The following is a 19,748-nucleotide window of genomic DNA, read 5'->3' on the forward strand; positions in this document are numbered from 1 at the left end:
CGCCTTTACCGGAACTTACAGGGAGGAAACTGCGAATTTGGGTACATCGCCGGACTTCAGGCCACGACGGATTGCCGTGTGGGTGAACAGGCGGTCGTCCAGTTCCATGTTGTATTGCAGCTGTTTGAAGCGCATTTCCGAACGGGTACCGTCGATCAGGTGTTCGGTTTCGCTGAGCATGATGCTGTCGACCTGGCCCACGGTCGCAACTTCCTTGGTGCGCATCTGCTTGATACGCACGCCCTTCACGTCGAAGAAGTCCTGCTGCATCACCAGGAAGTTCTGCTTGTCGATCCACACCTTGAGCTTGTTGTAACCGGACTTGGTCAGCACCTCAGGCGAAGCCGGCACGCGCTCCAGCACGTAGCAGTCGCGGCCGAGCACCTGCTCTTCGCCGACCAGGGTCTGCAGATAATCCTTGACCCGGATCTTGTCCAGGTCGGCATAGGAGTAGTCACTGCCCATAAAGGAGCCGCGCTTGTCGGTGGTGGAAATGCGTCGGGTCTGGCGACTCACCGGCAGATACATCCACTGGCTGTCTTCACTACCTTGCACTTCATGGGGGTTTTCAATATGGAAAGCCACCCCGCGCACATCGTTCGGGGTGGTAAAGAACATGCTGAATTTGTCGCTATCGGCGTAATCCTTCTGCAGATAGGTGAAATCCCTGACCCGGGTATTGCCCTTCTTGTCGTGCAGGATCAAGGACACTTCGGACAGAAAACTACTGCCGTCATTGCGGTCCCGGGTCAGTCGAATGATCTCGTCGGCACTGAGGCTTTCGGCGGCACTTGCCGCCCCCCCAGCCAGTATCACCACGGCGGCCGTCAGGCCTTTGAATATCCTCAACATATACATCTCCTTGTGCGCGATGCAGGGTGGATGAAGGCCGGCGCAGGGCGGCCGGCCTTCAGGTTCAAAACAGGTAACCGGCGGATAAACGCAGCTGGTCACGCTGGTCATAGGTGCCGAACACGCGATCGTCCTTGCCGAAGAACAGGTCCACTTCGAGGCCCAGCTTCAGCCAGTCCACCGGTTTGTAGGTGAAGATGCCTTGCAGCAAGGCGTCGTCGCGCAGCGGTGGGGAAAACGCCAGCACCAGGCGGCTCTTCAAGCGATCCTGGTCGTGGCTGCCCTCGGCGGACAGGGTAAACAGGTGGTCGCGCCTGTCCTGCAGCATGCCCGCCTGCCAGTCGAGCAGCTGCTGCTCCTGCCACTGCAGCGAGACCATCCAGTCGCGAAACAGGTAGTCGACGCCGAGCAGCGCCTTGACCATCCGGGTTTCATCGGCGCCCTGGCTGCGGGTCGGGTTGGTCACCCGCCAATCATCGAAATAGGCCAGCTCGCTGCGCACCACTATGCTGTATCCGGCATCCACTGCCAGGCCGGCACCGCCCATGGTGTAGCGTGGATACTGGCGCTCGAGGCGCAAGCGGCCATCGTCAGCCAGGCCTTCGACGGCATACACCGGGTCCTGCTGACGGGCATTGAGGGCGACCATGCTGACGTCCACCTCCCCCATGCGGCCGTTGGCGCTCAGCCCATAGGAAAAACCGTCATCGCCGGCGTAATCGGGCCGCGAGTCGACCACGAAGTAGTCCGGGTCCGGCTTGGCGAATATCAGCGAGTCGAACTCGCTGCCTTGCGCCGGCGCGCGGTTCTCTTCGAAGTCGGTAATCCACAGCCCTTCCAACTCCCATTCACCCAGCGGCCGGGTAAACCGCACCATGGGCAGCGCGATACGGCTGTCCTCGAGCAGCGCGGTCACCCCTTCGCGGTAGTCCAGCGGGTTGATCTGATCGAGCACCCGCAGTTCATCGGCACGGCCCCAGACCACCTGCTGCCAACCGACGGTCAGCTCGCCGTCGCCGAGGTAATGCCCCCAGTACAGGTGCCGCCAATCGGCACTGCTGCGGTAGTCATCCCGCGCCTCATCGCTGTAGGGATGGTTACCCTCATAGCGGGCGTCATAACGCACCCGCCCTCTGGCCTTGTAGTAACCGCTGTCCCAGCTGTCCTCCAGATTGGCCTTGAAATACAGCGCCTTCTGCGTAACCCGGTCATCGCCGTGCAGACGCACGGCGCTGGCCACGCCCACCTCCGCATCCCAATAGGCGGGGCGGAGGTCGGCGTAAGCGGCATCGACAGCCAAGAAGGCCAATCCGGCGCACAGGCCAGGACTGAATAATCGACTCGGCATGGCTACATCCCCAACCCGACACCGCCATCGACCACCAGACTCTGGGCGGTGATAGCGCCAGCCTCCGGACTGGCCAGGTAACGCACCAGCGCGGCCACCTCCTCGCTCTCGATAAAGCGCCGCAGGGGCAACTTGCGTTTGGCGCTGCGCACTATCTGCTCCTGGCTGAGCCCGGCAATACCGGCCTGCACGGCCAGCTCATGCTGCAACATGGGGGTGTCGACCCAGGCCGGCAATATCGCGTTGACCGTGATCTGACGCGGCGCCAGATCCAGCGCCAAGGCCTTGGTCATGCCGACGATGGCGTGCTTGGAGGCGCAATAGGCGGTGTTGCGCACCTTGCCGGCACGGCCGAGGATCGAGGCGATATTGATGATCCGCCCCTGCTTCGATAACAGCGGGATACACAGGGAAGTGACATAGAAGGTGCCATGCAGGTTGACCCCTATCACCTTGTGCCAGTTGTCCAGGTCTTCCGGCTCGTTCTCGTTGCAGATACCCGCGCTGTTGACCAGCACATCGATATAGCCAAGCTGCTTGGCCAGCTCGCCGAACAGGCTGCGCAGCCCCGCCAGGTCGGAGATATCCGCGCCATGGGTTTCGATGCTGGCCTTGGCCTGATGATCCGCCACCCAAGCTTGCAACTCGACCAGGTCGAGGTCCAGCAGCACCAAGCGGTTGCCGGGATCGCCGGCGAAGCTCTGCGCGACGGCGCGACCAATGCCTTTGGCGGCACCGGTAATAAGAATGGTACGTTGCTGGCTCATGGCATTTTCAATCCGCCGTTGACCGGCAACACTTCGCCGGTCAGGTAGTGGGCACGCTCGGCGATAAACAGCACCGCCTCAGCTATCTCTTCGGGCTCGGCGTAACGCTTGATCAGCAGCCGGGATTGAATGTCCTGCTCCAGACTGCCGATCAGCGCCTTGCTCATCTCGGTCTTGACGATGCCGGGCGCCACCGCGTTGACCCGGATATTGCGCGGTGCCAGCTCGACGGCCAGCGCCCGGGTGAGCGCTTCGACGCCACCCTTGGCCGCCGCATAGTTGCTCTGGCCCTTACCCGGTTTCTGCGCCGCCACCGAGCTGATATTGACGATGCAACCGCTGCGCTGGCGCATCATGCAAGGCACCACCTGCTGACAGCACAGCAGGGTGCCAATCAGGTTGGTCTGGATGACCTGGGTGATGTCCTCCAGCGACAGGGTGGCCAGCAGACCATCACGGGTGACCCCCGCGTTATTGACCAGCAGGTCGATACGGCCGAACGCTCCTTCGACCTGCTCGAAGAAGGCCACGATGCTCTGCGGCGCACTGATATCGCACTGCAGGGCCAGGCACTGGCCACCCTGCTGCTCGATTTCTTCGCGCAAGGCCGCGGCTGCCACCTCATCGCGCACATAGTTGAAGGCAACCGCATAACCCGCACCAGCCAGCGCCTTGACGATGGCCCTGCCAATCCCACGGCTGCCGCCCGTGACCACTGCTACTTTGTCGTGCATGGCGGTCTCCTCAGAGCGAATTCGCGGTTTTGAACTGGGCCAGGCCGAAGCCGTGTATCGCGGCTATGGCGCGGATCTGCTGCACCTGTTCGCGACTGATATCGCCGTAGGAGTAATGCTGCTTCATCCCCGACAGGCCCATGAGCACCGACTCGGCCATGCAGGCATACAGCTGATCTTCCTTCAGGTAGGCCCGCACGTTCGGCGCCAGGCCATCGCCCATCGGCGTCTGCACGATGCCACCATGCATATAGAGCACGTCGGCACGCTGTTCAGGCAGGGCCTGGTCGACGTTGAGCGGCACCGCGATGTCGCAGATCACGCTGTTTTCGGCGAAATTTTCGGCGCCCAGGAATGCCTCCGGCGCATTCGCCGCGCAAAGCACGATGCGCGCCCGTTTGAGCACTTGCAGGTCATTGCTGATGGTGATGAAGGCATTCTCCCCGGCCTGCTCGGCAACATGGCGGAACAAGCGCTGGCCCAGATCGCTGCTGTCGCCATGCTGTTCAAGCAACTCGGCAACGCCTGGCAACTGCTGCAAGCGTGTAGCCAGCCGATCCTGTGCCAGGTTGCCGTTGCGGATAGCCCTGGCGGCATCTCGGTAGACCAACTGAGCGGTCTTCTCCAGGCGCCGGGTCGAACCATCACGACCACTGCCAATCAGGATCAGGTGATCGACCTTCTCCGAGAGCAGCGAAGCGTAGGTGGAGGCGATATTGCCGGCCGCGCCGATCACGGCCGCGGTTTCCTGGCCCATATCGAGGCCCTGCTTGACGCAGCCCTGCTCGATGGCTTCCAGGCCCATGCCGATAGTCAGAGCATTGCCCGAGGTCAGTGCCATATCCGGCACCGCCAGGGCCTGGCAGTTATTGGTGACTATCGAGGTATACATGCCCAGGCCGGCAACGCTGTAGCCGTCAGCCCGTGCATCGCGGATGCGAGTGGTGATCTCCTCACGAATGGTGGCCAAGTCGCCACTGGCGATGTAATCGGCCATGGCGTTGGAATCCATGCACAGCGGGTACAGGGTGAACTCCACCGCCGTGCCCAGACGCGAACGAATCAGTACCGGGCCGATGGGGGCCGAGCGTCGCTCGGGGGCCATGCGCTGGATAAACACCCGCTTCTGCTCGGCGCTCAGGGCGGCCAAGGACGGGTCGACATCGCTGAACATGTCGGCATCGATCAGGTGATTGATAAACGCGACCCGCGCGACCACCGGCACAGCCGCTTCAGGCTTTGCGCCACTGGCTGGCGCCTGGAAGCTTTCCTCACGCACGCCAACCTCGGGAATCAGGTCGGCGCATACACCGGCTACCAGGGGGAAGGCATCACGGCGACGAAGCATCTCGCAGACTTTCTGCAGGGACGCTATCAGGCCGTCGATTTCGCTTAAGGTGATGCACGCCGGCGGCTCCAGGCGAATCACGTTGGCATTGCTGCCAGACGGCGCCACCCGCAGCTTTTCGTGCTGCAACAGATAACCGGCGATGATGTAGCCCAGCGCGTCGTTGTATTGCGCTGAGGCCTGCACCAGCGAACTGCTGCCGGTCAGGTCGTGCAGCTCGACCCCGAGCAGCAAGCCGCGGCCACGCACATCGGCGATCACATCAGGATAGGCCTGCTGCAACTCGACCAGCGAAGCTTTGAGGTACGCACCTTTCTTTTGCACGTCCTTGAGCATCGCGCCGTCTTCGGCCAGCAAGCGCTGGAGTGCCAGCGAGGCTACTCGGCAGGACACATCGTCTTCGGCGAAGGTGGAACTGTGGATATAGCTGAAATCGGGGTCGTAATGGCTGGCGCGGATCAGGGTCACGGCAATCTTGGTCAGGCTGCCACCCAGCGCCTTGGACAGGCAGTAGTAATCGCCCTGCAACTTGAACTGGCTGCTGGCCAACAAGGTGCCGACGCGACCGAAGCCCGACTGCACCTCGTCGATGATCAGCGGGCATTGTTGCTCGTTGCAGAAGCGCCGAACCGCCAGATAGAAGTCGGCAGAGAATTCATGGATACCGCCCTCGCCCTGAATCGGCTCGAGCAGCAGGCCGGTGATGGCGCTGAACCAGCGGCGACGCAGGTGCACGCTCTCGCCCTGCCACTCCAGGCTCAGCCAATCGCGGCGGTAGCGCGCTTGCAGCTCTTGCAACTGCGCCGGCTGCTGCGGATCGAGAAACTCCACCTGCAAACCGAAGCGCGCGAAAGGTTGCCGATATTGCCGGCCATGGGTCAGTTGCACCGAGTTGACCAGCTTGCCGTGGAAGCTGCGGCGCATGGCGATAAACACCGGTGCGCTGTGCAACAGGGCCAGGTTGTGCTGGCGCAGCGCGTCCACCAGCTGGCGCAAGGTACCGTAAGTCAGGTTGCTCGGCAGCAGGCCCGCCGGCAGGTCCAGCTCGTCGATATCCAGTTCGACATAGGCCTTGTCGCTCGTCAGTAGCTGCGCCAGGGCGAAATCAACCTCGTCGAACTGCTGCTGCAGGCTCTTCTGCCGGCGATACTCAGCGTGCTTGACGGCAATTTCCACCGACTCGGCGCCGCTATTGGAGAAGGTCGAAATATAGCGTTCGCTATTCTTCAGTTCGCCATTCAACGCATCGCTCAGTTGCCGCCCCAGTTCACCGGCGGCGCTGCGCACCGACATCTGCGCGTTAAACGGCACATCCGCACGCAGCATGGCGCAGACCGCCTCGACGAACTCTGGGTCGTTGTGGCCGAACAAGGCGGCGCCATAGCCGCCGAGAAAATCCGTCACGGCTACCTCAGCGTCTTGCGCGTCGCGGTAGTACAGCTTGCTGCCACGGGCCCGGTGGAACTCTTTCTCCAGGCCGAGGGCCTGCATCAACTCAACGTATTTAGGTCTTACGTAATCACGGTAATCCATGAGTGCCACATCCTTTGCATGCATCAAGATTGCAGGGTCGTTTGAGAAAATTTTACTGAGGCCGCGTCCAGGGCTCGCGCATCGCGCTGCTCGAGCTGGTAGCAGGCGCTGAAACCGTTGTCGTCGCGGTTGACGATGGCGCAGCGCTGCAGGTGCGCCGCCAGGCTTTCGCCCATGACGAAAGGCAGGTCGGCGCAGACCGGCTGGCGCAGACCGGCGACCGGCGGCACGCACTGCGCCTGTAGCGCGCTGCGCGCCAGAATCAGATCCACCAGGCTGGGCGCGGCGCTGAGAATGCCGGTGAGCGGCTGACTGCTGGAGACATGCGTAGCTTGCACGCCGGCAACGATCGCGCTGATTTGACGATCCTGCTCCGGTTTCGCCGTCGCGCCGCACAGCAGCAGATCGATAGGTTTGTCGGGCAGCTGCAGCTCGCCAAGCGCGGCATGCGCCGACAGCCCGGTCAGGCAGATCTGTGGCGCTGCCCAGAGGTCTTCGCTACGGCGTAACACCAACGCTGCGGCCCCCTCGCCGGCGATGCCGCCGCTGCCCTCTTGGTCGAACGGCCGGAACGCGCTGCTACCGGTGGCGCTGATCACGCCCGCCTGAGCCAGGGCCGATAGCGCCAAGCCATCCAGCTCGCTCCCCGCGCCGACCACCACGGCCACATCGATACGGTAGCTTTGCAAGGCCGCAGTGGCTTCCTGCAACGCCGCCAGATTGCCGGCAACCCCCTGCATATAGGCGTTGCACTCGCATTCGAACTTATTGACCAGGCTGACGATGCCGAGCAAGCCGTTACTCAGGCTCTTGAGCACCAGAAACGGGTCCAGCGCCCGCTCCTGCAGAACCCGCCGCGCCAACCGACAGATATCCAAGCCATTGTTGCCGTTGCACTCATGCAGCAACTCGGCATAGGAATCGAGCGAGGGATGGGTATAGCCGCCCTGGCAACAGTAGAGGCCATAGCGCAAACGATCCTTGCGCGGCTCCAGCCCTGCTTCCTCCAGTGCCTGACGCACCGCGCTGACGCCCCAGATCACGGACGGCGGGCAATAGCGTTGCAGGTTAGCCGCCACCTCCTGGCGACAGAGCTGGTGAACCTCCTCGGCGACATGACCAAAGGCGACCACGCGCTGGCTATGGAAATGTTCCGAGCGTAATGGGCCGATAGCACTACGCGCCTCGCGTGCGGCCTGCCAGAGCGCATCGACGCCCAAGCCGCTGGGCAGCACGCAACCTGCGCCGGCGATACTGATCGAATTATCCGCACGCATCACTGCACCTCCCGGTATTTGCGCACGACCAGCGAGGTGTTCAGACCACCGAAGCCAAATGAGTTACTCAACGCCACATCAACCCGACGATAGACCGCCTGCTCAGCGCAATACTGCAGATCGCATCCACTGTCGGGGTTATGCAGGTTGACCGTAGGGGTGATCCGATCCTCACGACAAGCCAGGGCCGTGAGCATGATTTCCGGAGCAGCGGCCGCGGCGATCAGATGCCCGAACTGCGACTTATTGGCGCTGACCGCCAACTGGCGATAGTGCTCACCGCGCGCAAACACCTTCTTGATCGCCAGGGTTTCGGTCGCATCGTTAAGCGGTGTGGAGGTGCCGTGAGCGTTGACCATATCCACCTGCTCAGGCTCTACCCCGGCGTCACGCAACGCGGCCTGCATGGCGAACACGGCGCCACGCCCCTGCGGGTCTGGAGCGGTAACCTTGTAGGCGTCGAGGCTGCTGCCGAAGCCGATGATTTCCGCGTAGGGCGTTGCCCCGCGCGCCAGTGCTCGCTCGAGGGTCTCAAGCACGATGAAACCGCCCCCTTCACCAGCCACCAGGCCGCTGCGATCACGATCGAAGGGTCGGCACAGGTCGTTGCCCCAGCGCTGTTCGCTGCTGGCGGCACCAAGCAAGTAGAGCGCGCCCATGGTGTCCAGGTTGAGCACCGAGTCGGCGCCACCGGCCAGGGCGATCTCGATTTCACCGCGGCGAATCATCTGGAACGCATTGCCGATGGCCTGGGCCGCGCCCGCGCAGGCGCTGCTGATATTGATCACCGGCCCCTCACACCCCAGCTCATCGGCGATGACCTGGGCCAGGCGGTCGTTGCTCTGGCGCAGCGAGCCCTGCTCATCCACCTCGGTGGCACGCTGCATCAGGTGCCGCCAGTCGGCCCCTTCGCGCGCATCTTGCGGCAGAGCCAGCTGCATATCCGCCAGCACGTGCTGCGGCGCACCGGAAGCGCAGAGCACCGCCGCTTCACGCAGTTGCTCCGGCTGCAGCCCACTGTCGTTGATCGCCTGAGTGGCCGCGACCCAACCGTAACGGCTGCGTTTTTCCAGCGGCAGGTGCCAGGCTGGATGCTCCTGCAAATGCGCCGGCAACAGGGACATGTCCACGGCCGCGGCATAGCGTACCGGGAAACTGCCATCGGTTATCTCATCCGGCTGCCAAGGGCGAATGCAATGCGCGCCGGCCAGCATCTGCGACCACATCTGCTGCCACTGGAAACCAAAACCGGTCACCGCGCCCATACCGGTGATCACTACTCGTTTCGCACTCATGCGCCCTTCTCCATCTTCGCGACTTCCAGCAATAGCGCGCCGCAGTGCCCCGCGCGGCTGCGCGTCATCAGCAAGACATAACGAGAACGAGGCTCGTCTGCATGGCGTGGATCGCCGAGCGCATAGGCAATATCGGTCAACAACGCACTGGCCCCGAGATCGCCGGTCAGGCCGCGACTGCTACGCGGCGCAGCGTTGTGCGTGAACAGCTCAGAGAGAACCGGGTCGTGCTCGTCAGCAACTATCTGCTCGATATCGTTCAGCTGGACCCGCTCAGCGTTTAAGGCCTGCTGCAGTACCCGTTCGGCCAACGGCATGGCCCGTTCCGCGCTGGCGCTGTAACCCCGGCCCGAACCGGCAACCCGCACGCGCAATGGCGAGCTGGCCTGAGGAGCAGTGGCCAACAGCAATGCCGCCGCACCCTCGCCATAGATGTCGGCGTCGCTGCCAGTGGGGTAGGAGGTGCCTTCACGCAGGTACAGGGCCGGCGTGATGTTCGGGCTGCTGCTGACCACCAGAGCCGCGTCCGCGCGCGCCTCGGCAAGCATTGCCACGGCCTCGATCAAGGCGTCGACCCCGGCATTGCCCTGTGAGCAGTAACCGCCCATCGGACCATTGCAGCGCAGGCCCTCGGCGACATAAGCCATCACACTGCTGTTTAGCAGGGTTAACGCATGCAGCGGCGGCGTGTTGGCAAACAGCTGGCCGAGCAGTTTGTCCGGCTGCTGGCGAATGGCTTCGACCGCATCCCAGCACGGGCTCGGCGCATCGACTTCGGGAATCGCCGCGGTAAGAGCGACCCGCTCCGCGGGCAGCTGCAAGGCCTGCAGCGCTGGCACCAGGCGTGCGGCGCAGTGCAGCAAGCGCAGCCCCTGAGACTCGACACTGCGCTGAATCTTGCGGTCAAACAGGTCGGTGGCCAGGTGTGGCGCAACAACCGGACGCGCCAGTCGATCCAGCTTGAAAGGCACAGGTTGCGCCGGTTGGGCCACGCCATACAGATCGCTCGGCGCGCTACCTGCCGCATTGAGCAGTGCGATATCGACCAGATAAACCGGACGCGTGGGTTGGACAATCATGCTCATGCCCTCCCCAATACGATGGAGCTGTTCACGCCCCCGAAGCCGAACGAGTTGGACAACACGATATTGATCGACTGTTTGAGCGGCTCGCTCAGGAAGCGCAACTCGGGAAACTCCGCCCCCTGCACGTCGTAGTTCAGGGTCGGCAGCAACACCCCATCGCGCAGGCTGATCAGCGACAGCACCGCCTCAATGGCGCCGCTTCCTGCTAGGGAGTGACCAAGGGCTGACTTGTTGGCACTTAATGTCATGCCGTCCAACAGATCGCCGAACAAGCGCTTCAGCGCGTGGGCCTCGCAACTGTCATTGACCTGTGTCGAGGTACCGTGGGTGTTCACGTGCTGCACAGCACAGCGCAGCAAACCAGCGTCTTCGATGGCAGCTTCCATGCAGTGTTCATACTTGCTGCCGTCACGGCTGCTTGAAGTCATTTTCTCCGACTCGCAAAAGTTGGCATAACCAAGCACGCGGCCCAAGGGTTTGGCGTTGCGCCGCTCGGCATGCTGTTTCGATTCAAGGATGATCAGAGCAGCCCCTTCGCTCAGCACGAAGCCGCTGCGATCGCGCATAAAGGGTCGGCTCTGCTGCTCGGCCGCCAGATCGGCCTTCTGACACAGAGCACCCAGGCTGTTGAACATGTAATAGGGCAACTCGTTGGCCATCAGCTCGACCGCGCCACAGATGGCCAGGTCAATCTCACCGCGCTCAATCGCCCGATAGGCACTGCCAATTGCCACGGTACCGGCGGCGCAGGCATCCGAATGGGTGGAAATGTGATCGCGGATGCCCAGCCACTTGGCCAGATGAAAGGTCTGCTGATCGACACGACGCGCGAAGGGATGCTCAACCCTGACCTGACGCTGCAGATAACGATCCAGATCGAGACGGCCGTGTTCATCCAGACACAGACTGGCCAGATCGAGATCCTGGCTGTTTGCGCAGTACTTGTTCGCCCCAAGGAACAAACCGCTGGCGGCCTGGCTGAAGGCGTCGGGCTGCAAGCCGGCATGCTGCAAGGCCTGCTTGGCTACGTACTCGGCCAGCACCGTCTGGCGTGGCTGGCCACTCGGATCGCCGGCGAAGCCGTCGCGCAGCTGTTGCCATTGCTGGTCATCAATAAAACCGGCCGCAGCATTGGGAAAGCCGAGTTCGACAAATAGTGGATGTTCACGCACACAAGAACGCTTCTCGCATATCTGCTGAAACAGACTTTGCGCATCCAATACTGTGGGTGCCACCAGGCCGTAGCCGGTGACAAAGACTTCGTGCGCCCGCATACCGTCCCCTAGGCGACTGTCGACAGATGGGTCGCGACAAATTTTCCCACCAGAACCTGGGAGATTTCATCGCCGTCGAGCGGTGTCACCCGGGCACTGCAAGACGAACAAACCACCTGCTGGCGCTCATTCAACTTGGCATGCTCGCCAGCGCATTCGGGGCAAACCGCTGGCAGGTAATTGAACACGCCGCGGCACTGCTCAGCCCAATTGCGTACCGTAGTAACGGCGAACACATCCACAGGCTTCATACCGACCCGCAGCTGGTTAGGCGTATAGGCGCTAAGGCTATTTTCCAGCAGCGCCTTGCCGGTTTCGGTCAGCCCACCCTCAAAGACGAAGGCGTCCAGATCTCCGCATACGGTCACCGCGTGGTCCAGCACAGTGGTTTTCGGCAAGGTGCAGCCATACATCCGCCCAAGCTGGAAGCTCAGGTCGACGATATCCAGAGAGTCTGCGGAGAGGTCTTCGATCAGGCTACTGTCAGGTGCAATATCAGCTGTGTCGATCACCAATAGTTGCGCGAGTATTTCACGGGCACTGGCGATAACAACATCCAGTTCGACGGGGTTATTCATGTGCAACTCCTTGTTTGTTTTTTGCTGGACTTCGTCGTTTCGCAGCCGTGCAATCTCTGCCTCGCTGCGGACGGCAAATCTAAACTCTCCCCCTTAGGGCAGAGTCAATACGGCATTCTCGATTTATCGAAAACGTCATATACAAAAAAACCAGGACTTGCTTGTTAACACCCCACCTTATCGAAATACAGCCGCTCTAGAACAGGCCTTAAGCAACAACTAACAAACGGCTCAACGCGCGATTGTAGGACAACATGTAATATTCGTAACTCGTTGTCAGTAAAGGATTTGCTAACCAGATCACACTCCAGCGCACAGCGCGAATCCCTCCCGCTTTACTTAAACAGTCAAATACTTCGCTGGCGCACCAAAGCAGCGCACCATGACCGACTGGTCGTACTAAGAAAAGGAACTATAATAGCTAAATTGATATATAGCCCAGCTCAGCCGGCATCAGGAAGCCCCCCAGTTAGTTGGTCAGTCATCTCTATTGCTTGAATGAGCCCGGATCACCACTCCTATTTCAGCGCAACACGTTAACTGACTTATAACTGTGCTACGCAAACTTCCGCCCTGTATTGCTATACCGTTCTTTCAACTCGTCGCCTGGAATTAACGTCGCGCACTTTGGTCGGTATACATGGCCACATCGGCTTGGGTCAGCTAGTGCTGCAACCCCTCACCCACCTGCAAGGAGGACTCGGCGATGCCGACACTCAGTGGCAACGGCCGGACACTGCGGCGACGGAACTCATCAACGCCTGATTCAGGCACTGCAACAGCTGTTCGCTGCTGTTGGAATGGCAAGCCAACACTACAAGCTCGTCGCCGCCCAGCGCGCCACCACATCGCCGGAGCGAAACACGCCCTTGAGCCCCTGCGCCGCATCGACCAGCATGCGATCACCGCCATCATGGCCAAGGCCGTCAGGTAATCCAGATCGGCATACAGCAGCAGGCTTAGCCGCTGACTAAGCCATGCTGCCTGCATCTCGCGTTCGGCCAATAGCAGGAAGCCTGCGGCGGTTATACAGCCCGCGGTCAGCTCGTCGATCAGGAAGAGCTGGCGCACGGCCTACTCGGCGCGCTCACGTTCGGCGATCTCCACATGCAGGCGCTGGCTGGCCTTGGCCAGTTGCGCCGTGCGCTCCTCAACTCGGCGCTCCAGCTCGGCATACACCTGGATATTCTCCAGGGCGGCCGAGGTGGAGTCGGCCAGGGCCTGCAGCATCTCGACCTCGGCCGCACTGGCCCTATGCTGCCTGGCCCAGTAGGCGCCAATAGCCCCTATGGGTTCCGGAGCGCGGATAGGCACCATAACCAGGCTCTTGACGAGGGTTGGCCGATAAGCCGCATGGGGGATGCGTGGGTCCAAATAGATGTCTTCGATGACCGCGGCCTGACGGTTGAGCATGCTCCAGCCGCTGATGCAGGCCTGCAGGGCGAAACGCTGGCCCTCCACAAGGGGCTGATGGCGCCCCAGGCCCCCGACCAGTTCACGCGCCGCATGGCGAACCACGGGCGCAATAGCATCCAGGTGCCTTGCCAAGGACAGCTCCTGCACGGACTGGATCAGCCTCCGTGCATAGTTCTCGCTCGTCATGGAACACCCTGTCTGACGAGCTATATAGCTATGAAATATGTAAGCCTTTTCTTATACGCAATAGCAGTTATCAGTCTGCACGCCGCGGCGACAACAGCTCGATCTTGTAGCCATCCGGGTCTTCGACGAAGGCCAGGATGCTGCTGCCGTGCTTCATCGGTCCCGGCTCGCGGGTGATCCTGCCGCCACGGCCACGGATGTCGTCACAGGCCTTGTACACGTCCGCCACTTCCAGGGCGATGTGGCCATAGCCGCTGCCCAGCTCGTAGCTGTCGACACCCCAGTTATGGGTCAGCTCGATCACACTGTTGTGCGCCTCGTCACCGTAGCCGACGAAGGCCAGGGTGAACTGGCCGTCCGGATAGTCCTTGCGCCGTAACAGGGTCATGCCCAGCACGTCGGTATAGAAGGCGATGGATTTATCCAGATCGCCGACTCGCAGCATGGTATGCAGCAGTCTCATCAGGTTTCTCCTCATTCCTGGCCGTTGGTAACGGTCTGTAGAAAGCACAACCCCGGCCAGTGGCCGGGGTTGGCGAGCGCTTTGCGAGAGCGAGCTTGCTCGCGATCACTCACGAGCAGATACACCGCTCACGGTATCAGAGCAGCTTACGCCCCTTGCCCGCCGCGATGCGCATGCGCAGGGCGTTGAGCTTGATAAAGCCACCGGCATCGGCCTGGTTGTACGCGCCGCCGTCTTCTTCGAAGGTGGCGATATTGGCATCGAACAGCGAATCGTCGGACTTGCGCCCGGTGATGATCACGTTGCCCTTGTACAGCTTCATGCGCACCACGCCGTTCACGTTGGCCTGGGAAGCGTCGATCATCTGTTGCAGCATCAGACGCTCAGGGCTCCACCAGAAGCCGTTGTAGATAAGGCTGGCGTACTTGGGCATCAGCTCGTCTTTCAGGTGCGCGACTTCGCGATCCAGGGTGATCGACTCGATGGCGCGGTGGCCCTTGAGCATGATAGTGCCGCCGGGGGTCTCGTAGCAGCCGCGCGACTTCATGCCGACATAGCGGTTTTCGACGATGTCCAGACGGCCGATGCCGTTCTCGCCGCCGATGCGGTTCAGCTCGGCCAATACGGTAGCCGGGCTCAGCTCCTTGCCGTCGATGGCGACAATGTCACCGGCGCGGTAGGTCAGCTCGATATAGGTCGCGGTGTCCGGCGCCGCTTCAGGGGACACCGTCCACTTCCACATGTCTTCTTCATGCTCGGTCCAGGTGTCTTCCAGCACGCCGCCTTCATAGGAGATGTGCAGCAGGTTGGCATCCATGGAGTACGGCGACTTCTTCTTGCCGTGGCGCTCGATCGGGATTTCGTGCTTGGCGGCGTAGTCCATCAGCTTCTCGCGCGACAGCAGATCCCACTCACGCCACGGGGCGATGACTTTCACACCTGGCTTGAGCGCATAGGCGCCCAGTTCGAAACGTACCTGGTCGTTGCCCTTGCCGGTGGCGCCATGAGAGATGGCGTCGGCGCCGGTCTCGTTGGCGATCTCGATCAGGCGCTTGGCGATCAGCGGACGGGCGATGGAGGTGCCCAGCAGGTACTCGCCTTCGTAGACGGTGTTGGCGCGGAACATCGGGTAGACGAAGTCGCGGACGAATTCTTCGCGCAAGTCGTCGATGTAGATTTCCTTGACGCCCATGGCCTTGGCCTTGGCGCGTGCCGGCTCAACTTCCTCGCCCTGGCCGAGGTCGGCGGTGAAGGTCACCACTTCGCAGTTATAGGTGTCTTGCAGCCACTTGAGGATCACGGAAGTGTCCAGGCCACCGGAATATGCCAGGACTACCTTGTTTACGTCGGCCATGCCAATCAACTCCACGGGGTTGTTCGGGAAAACCCGTGATTCTACTGGTCACGCAAGATGATTTACAGCACTGCGACAGTCTGTGACGACGAAGCGGCACAGCCGGCAGTCGGCCCGCCCCACTCGCAGCGATTGAGAGCGCCGCTGCAGGTAGCGCTACAGTGGGGTTTCAGGCGTTTCATCCGCCTCGGCAACCCGGGCCAACCCCATGGTTACCCGGCGATTCTTCGCCCGATTGGCCTCGCTGTTATTCGGCGCCAGCGGGTAACGCTCGCCATGAAAGCGCAAGGTGATCTGCTCGACCGACACGCCATTGGCTTGCAGATACTCCATCACCGCCAGGGCGCGTCGCCGCGACAGATCACGATTGGTCAAGCGATTGCCGCTGTTATCGGCATGGCCGTCGAGCTGGATACGATTGACGCTGGGGTCGGCCTTGAGATAACTCAGAATGATGTCCAGCTTGGCCTTGGCCTGCGGCGCCAAGTCCACGCCCCCGCCTGGGAAGCCGACATGGGATTGGCGGATTTGTTCGAAATTGACCGGCAACAGCTTGGCCGTACACGCCAGGTAATCGTTGTAGGCCTTGCGAAACCTGACCGGCAGCAAGCGCACTTCAAGGCTATCGCCAGCCTGCCGGGTGCGATGGCGGATCAACGGGCTACGCCCCTCAAGCAAGCCGGTGAGCAGACGACTGGCCTGCTCCTGAGTGCTACTGAAAGGCATCTCCCCGTCGCCAACCCTGACCGCCCCCAGGTTGATATCGCCGCGCCCTGGCTGCCAAGGGGCAGCAGCCGCCAGCAGCGTTGCCGAACCGACGCCCAGCCAGCGTTCAGGTACCTGCAGATTAAAGGTCGCCTGCTCGCCAGCCCGGCGCACGAAGATTCCTGCACCGAAGTCGGTGATCGGCTGGCTCAGGCGGCACTCGAACTGATCACCCGCAACCGCCCACTCGACCTTTTCCAAACGGGTCTGGAAGGTGATGGCTAGCGCTGGCTGACTGGCCAACAAGCACAATAGGGCGAGTGAGGACGAACGCACGGAAGACTCCAGGAAATACCACGTACCCCTGACTATCGGTGCCGCCGGGCAAAACTTGAGGCTTACATTGAGCCAGCAGGCTCAGCGAAACCGGCGCGCGCACCTGGATTTCCCTTTGCACGGTTGTTCGACCTGGTTTTAACCGCGACAGCTCATCGCACCCGAGCCGCTTTCGGCGTGCCCTGACAGGGCTTTTCCGGTAGCATTCCCGGCACGTTATGCCCGCCTGGAAACATCCATGACCGACCGCCTCACTTTGCTGCGTCCCGACGACTGGCATATTCACCTGCGCGATGGCGCCGTGCTGCCACACACAGTCGCAGACGCCGCCCGGACCTTCGCCCGCGCCATCATCATGCCCAATCTGGTACCGCCGGTGCGCAATGCCAGCGAGGCCGATGCCTACCGCCAGCGGATTCTCGCCGCACGCCCGGCAGGCAGTCGTTTCGAGCCCTTGATGGTGCTTTACCTCACCGACCTGAGCAGCCCGGCCGATGTGCGCGCCGCCAAGGCCTCGGGCTTTGTGCATGCCGCCAAACTCTACCCGGCCGGCGCCACCACCAACTCCGATTCCGGCGTGACCAGCATCGACAAGATCTTCCCGACCCTCGAAGTCATGGCCGAAGTCGGCCTGCCACTGTTGGTACACGGCGAAGTGACGCGCAGTGAAGTCGATGTATTCGACCGCGAAAAATTCTTTATCGCCGAGCAACTGAGCCGGGTGGTCGAGCGCTTCCCGACTCTCAAGGTGGTGTTCGAGCACATCACCACCCGCGACGCAGTCGAGTTCGTCAATGCCGCATCGGCCAACGTCGGCGCAACCATCACCGCCCATCACCTGCTGTACAACCGCAACCACATGCTGGCTGGCGGTATTCGCCCGCACTTCTACTGCCTGCCGATTCTCAAGCGCAACGTGCACCAGGAAGCCCTGCTCGACGCCGCCACTAGCGGCAACCCGAAATTCTTCCTCGGTACCGACTCGGCGCCACATGCACGGCACGCCAAGGAAGCCGCCTGCGGTTGCGCCGGTTGCTATAGTGCCTATGCCGCCATCGAGCTGTATGCCGAGGCGTTCGAGCAGCGTAATGCCCTGGACAAACTCGAAGCCTTCGCCAGCCAGCATGGCCCCGACTTTTACGGCCTGCCGCGCAACAGCGAGACCATCACCCTGATTCGTCAAGACTGGGTCGTACCTGGCGAATTACCGCTGGGCGATCAAACCGTAATCCCGCTGCGCGCTGGTGAAAAGCTGCGCTGGCGCCTGCTGGAGGACAACGCGTGAGCGGCGAACATTTCGACACCGAGCTGGATCACCCTAATGCCGGCAGCGGCTCGCGTCATCCGATGGCGGAACGCTTTCGCGGCTACCTGCCGGTCGTGGTGGATGTGGAAACCGGCGGCTTCAATTGCGCCACCGATGCCCTGCTGGAAATCGCCGCCACCACCATCGGCATGGATGAAAGCGGCTTCCTCTACCCCGAGCACACCCTGTTTTTCCGCGTCGAGCCATTCGCCGGCGCCAATATCGAACAGGCGGCCCTGGACTTCACCGGGATCAAGCTCGATCATCCGCTGCGCATGGCCGTCAGCGAAGAACACGCGCTGACCGAGATCTTCCGTAGCCTGCGCAAGTCGCTGAAATCCAACGGCTGCAAACGAGCGATCCTGGTGGGGCATAACAGCAGCTTCGACCTCGGTTTCCTCAATGCCGCCGTCACGCGCTGCGACATGAAGCGTAACCCCTTCCACCCCTTCTCCAGCTTCGACACCGCCACCCTCGCCGGCCTTGCCTACGGTCAGACCGTACTGGCCAAAGCCTGCCAGGCCGCCGATATCGACTTCGATGGCCGCGAAGCCCACTCGGCACGCTACGACACCGAAAAAACCGCCGAGCTGTTCTGTGGCATCGTCAACCGCTGGAAGGAAATGGGCGGCTGGCACGACTTCGACGACTGAAGCCTGTATTCAATCTGTGGGACGACAGCTCGCTGACTCCTACAGAAAAACCACAAAAAAACCGGCAGCGAGCCGGTTTTTTTGTGCCACGCAGAATGCCTTACAGGCTGTCGGCGTTCTCGGCCAAATACTTGGCCACACCTTCCGGCGAGGCGGTCATGCCTTTGTCGCCTTTCATCCAGTTGGCCGGGCACACTTCGCCATGCTCTTCGGTGAACTGCAGGGCATCGACCAGACGCAGCAGCTCGTCCATGTTGCGGCCCAGCGGCAGGTCGTTGACGATCTGCGAACGCACAACGCCATTCAAGTCGATCAGGAACGCGCCCCGGAAGGCCACGCCGTCTTCGGACTCGACGTCGTAGGCCTTGCAGATTGCGTGATTGATGTCGGCCGCCAGGGTGTACCTGACCGGGCCAATACCGCCCTTGTCTACCGGGGTGTTGCGCCAGGCATTGTGGGTGAAGTGCGAGTCGATCGACACGCCAATCACTTCGACGTTACGCTCGCGGAATTCGGGAATGCGGCGATCCAAAGCGATCAGCTCGGATGGGCAAACGAAGGTGAAGTCCAGCGGATAGAAGAACACCAGGCCGTACTTACCCTTGATCGCCGAGGACAGGCTGAAGCTGTCGACGATTTCGCCATTGCCGAGTACCGCAGCCACATCAAAATAAGGGGCTTTCTACCGACGAGTACGCTCATTGAATATCTCCTTGAGTCATGGGGGGTCAGGTGCGAGCCAATTTAACCTTGAAGCCGCCTGAAGGCAGCATGATGACAACGCCCGCACCACCAGGGCCGGCCATCATACACCGCGATTTTCAGCCTCGCCCACCGCTTTACCGACCGCCGGCCCGGGCCGTTTGACCCACCCCACCTCGACCGCTGGTCTGCGGCACAGGACTTCGGACGCCAGGCTGAAATCTAGTTTTGACAAGCATTCTCATTAGCATTAGTATCCAACTCAACAACCACTGCCATGCGACGAATCTTATTTATGTACGTCTGCCTCTGCGAAGGTGTCACCGACAACCAGATCCGCGACGCAATCTTTGCAGGTTGCTGCAGCTACCGTGATGTCCGCACGACCCTCGGTGTCGGCAGCCAATGCGGCAAATGTGCCTGCCTAGCCAAGCAAGTGGTTCGCGAAACCCTCAGCGAAGTGCAGAGCAGTCAGGTCGCCTTGGCCTATCCAGCGAATTTTGTCGCGGCCTGAGTCAGACGATGTAAAACAACCG

General features: G+C 61.5%; 18 protein-coding genes and 1 pseudogene. 3 read left to right on the forward strand and 16 right to left on the reverse strand.

The genetic code is table 11. The features are described from left to right. Window positions 1–15 precede the first annotated feature (15 nt). The 15 genes from B2D37_RS11135 to B2D37_RS11205 form a co-directional block, all read right to left on the reverse strand. Window positions 16–852, reverse strand: a complete 837-nt coding sequence (locus B2D37_RS11135) for an outer membrane lipoprotein-sorting protein (protein WP_079202746.1) — start codon at window positions 850–852, stop codon at window positions 16–18. 64 nt (window positions 853–916) lie between these two features. Continuing rightward, window positions 917–2,200: a DUF1302 family protein gene (locus B2D37_RS11140; RefSeq protein WP_079202747.1), complete on the reverse strand. Its 1,284-nt coding sequence runs from the start codon at window positions 2,198–2,200 to the stop codon at window positions 917–919. 2 nt (window positions 2,201–2,202) lie between these two features. Further along, window positions 2,203–2,967: an SDR family NAD(P)-dependent oxidoreductase gene (locus B2D37_RS11145; protein ID WP_079202748.1), complete on the reverse strand. Its 765-nt coding sequence runs from the start codon at window positions 2,965–2,967 to the stop codon at window positions 2,203–2,205. Beyond that, a complete protein-coding gene (locus B2D37_RS11150) occupies window positions 2,964–3,701 on the reverse strand; it encodes a 3-oxoacyl-ACP reductase family protein (RefSeq protein WP_079202749.1) in 738 nt (245 codons plus the stop codon). Before B2D37_RS11150 ends, B2D37_RS11145 begins: the two co-directional genes overlap by 4 nt. Before the next feature lie 10 nt (window positions 3,702–3,711). Next, window positions 3,712–6,582, reverse strand: a complete 2,871-nt coding sequence (locus tag B2D37_RS11155) for an aminotransferase class III-fold pyridoxal phosphate-dependent enzyme (protein WP_079202750.1) — start codon at window positions 6,580–6,582, stop codon at window positions 3,712–3,714. 23 nt (window positions 6,583–6,605) lie between these two features. Then, the gene (locus B2D37_RS11160) at window positions 6,606–7,859 is read right to left on the reverse strand and encodes a beta-ketoacyl synthase N-terminal-like domain-containing protein (RefSeq protein WP_079202751.1); all 1,254 of its coding nucleotides are present in this window, start codon (window positions 7,857–7,859) and stop codon (window positions 6,606–6,608) included. Continuing rightward, complete coding sequence (locus B2D37_RS11165) at window positions 7,859–9,154, reverse strand: beta-ketoacyl synthase (protein ID WP_079202752.1); 1,296 nt, start codon at window positions 9,152–9,154, stop codon at window positions 7,859–7,861. The genes B2D37_RS11160 and B2D37_RS11165 overlap by 1 nt, the downstream gene beginning before the upstream one ends. Continuing rightward, the gene (locus B2D37_RS11170; protein WP_256573177.1) at window positions 9,151–10,239 is read right to left on the reverse strand and encodes a beta-ketoacyl synthase; all 1,089 of its coding nucleotides are present in this window, start codon (window positions 10,237–10,239) and stop codon (window positions 9,151–9,153) included. The genes B2D37_RS11165 and B2D37_RS11170 overlap by 4 nt, the downstream gene beginning before the upstream one ends. Continuing rightward, window positions 10,236–11,513, reverse strand: coding sequence for a beta-ketoacyl-[acyl-carrier-protein] synthase family protein (locus tag B2D37_RS11175; RefSeq protein ID WP_079202754.1), 1,278 nt, complete (start codon window positions 11,511–11,513; stop codon window positions 10,236–10,238). Before B2D37_RS11175 ends, B2D37_RS11170 begins: the two co-directional genes overlap by 4 nt. An 8-nt stretch (window positions 11,514–11,521) precedes the next feature. After that, on the reverse strand, window positions 11,522–12,091 hold the full coding sequence (locus B2D37_RS11180) for an acyl carrier protein (RefSeq protein ID WP_079202755.1): 570 nt from the start codon (window positions 12,089–12,091) through the stop codon (window positions 11,522–11,524). A gap of 814 nt (window positions 12,092–12,905) precedes the next feature. After that, window positions 12,906–12,989, reverse strand: a complete 84-nt coding sequence (locus B2D37_RS24170; RefSeq protein WP_079202756.1) for a hypothetical protein — start codon at window positions 12,987–12,989, stop codon at window positions 12,906–12,908. Between the two features lie 176 nt (window positions 12,990–13,165). After that, the gene (locus B2D37_RS23675) at window positions 13,166–13,693 is read right to left on the reverse strand and encodes a GAF domain-containing protein (protein ID WP_079202757.1); all 528 of its coding nucleotides are present in this window, start codon (window positions 13,691–13,693) and stop codon (window positions 13,166–13,168) included. A 70-nt stretch (window positions 13,694–13,763) separates the two neighbouring features. Then, entirely contained in the window at window positions 13,764–14,156 is a 393-nt protein-coding gene (gene gloA / locus B2D37_RS11195; RefSeq protein ID WP_079202758.1) for a lactoylglutathione lyase, read from the reverse strand. Between the two features lie 136 nt (window positions 14,157–14,292). Further along, window positions 14,293–15,510 carry an argininosuccinate synthase gene (locus tag B2D37_RS11200; RefSeq protein ID WP_079202759.1) on the reverse strand — a complete coding sequence of 406 codons (1,218 nt, stop codon included), beginning with the start codon at window positions 15,508–15,510 and terminating at the stop codon, window positions 14,293–14,295. A 156-nt stretch (window positions 15,511–15,666) separates the two neighbouring features. Continuing rightward, window positions 15,667–16,551: an OmpA family protein gene (locus tag B2D37_RS11205; RefSeq protein ID WP_079202760.1), complete on the reverse strand. Its 885-nt coding sequence runs from the start codon at window positions 16,549–16,551 to the stop codon at window positions 15,667–15,669. Between the two features lie 238 nt (window positions 16,552–16,789). Between B2D37_RS11205 and pyrC the strand changes: the two genes are divergently transcribed. Both pyrC and rnt read left to right on the forward strand, forming a co-directional pair. Further along, on the forward strand, window positions 16,790–17,836 hold the full coding sequence (pyrC, locus tag B2D37_RS11210; protein WP_079202761.1) for a dihydroorotase: 1,047 nt from the start codon (window positions 16,790–16,792) through the stop codon (window positions 17,834–17,836). Next, window positions 17,833–18,510, forward strand: a complete 678-nt coding sequence (rnt, locus tag B2D37_RS11215; RefSeq protein WP_079202762.1) for a ribonuclease T — start codon at window positions 17,833–17,835, stop codon at window positions 18,508–18,510. The genes pyrC and rnt overlap by 4 nt, the downstream gene beginning before the upstream one ends. A gap of 100 nt (window positions 18,511–18,610) precedes the next feature. Here the strand turns inward: rnt and B2D37_RS11220 are convergent. Continuing rightward, a pseudogene (locus tag B2D37_RS11220) lies at window positions 18,611–19,212 on the reverse strand (peroxiredoxin). A 295-nt stretch (window positions 19,213–19,507) separates the two neighbouring features. Between B2D37_RS11220 and B2D37_RS11225 the strand changes: the two are divergent. After that, entirely contained in the window at window positions 19,508–19,726 is a 219-nt protein-coding gene (locus B2D37_RS11225; protein WP_079202763.1) for a bacterioferritin-associated ferredoxin, read from the forward strand. Window positions 19,727–19,748: the final 22 nt, after the last annotated feature.

This window comes from Pseudomonas sp. CC6-YY-74, from assembly GCF_002025205.1.
GTDB classification, from domain to species: Bacteria; Pseudomonadota; Gammaproteobacteria; order Pseudomonadales; family Pseudomonadaceae; genus Aquipseudomonas; species Aquipseudomonas paeninsulae.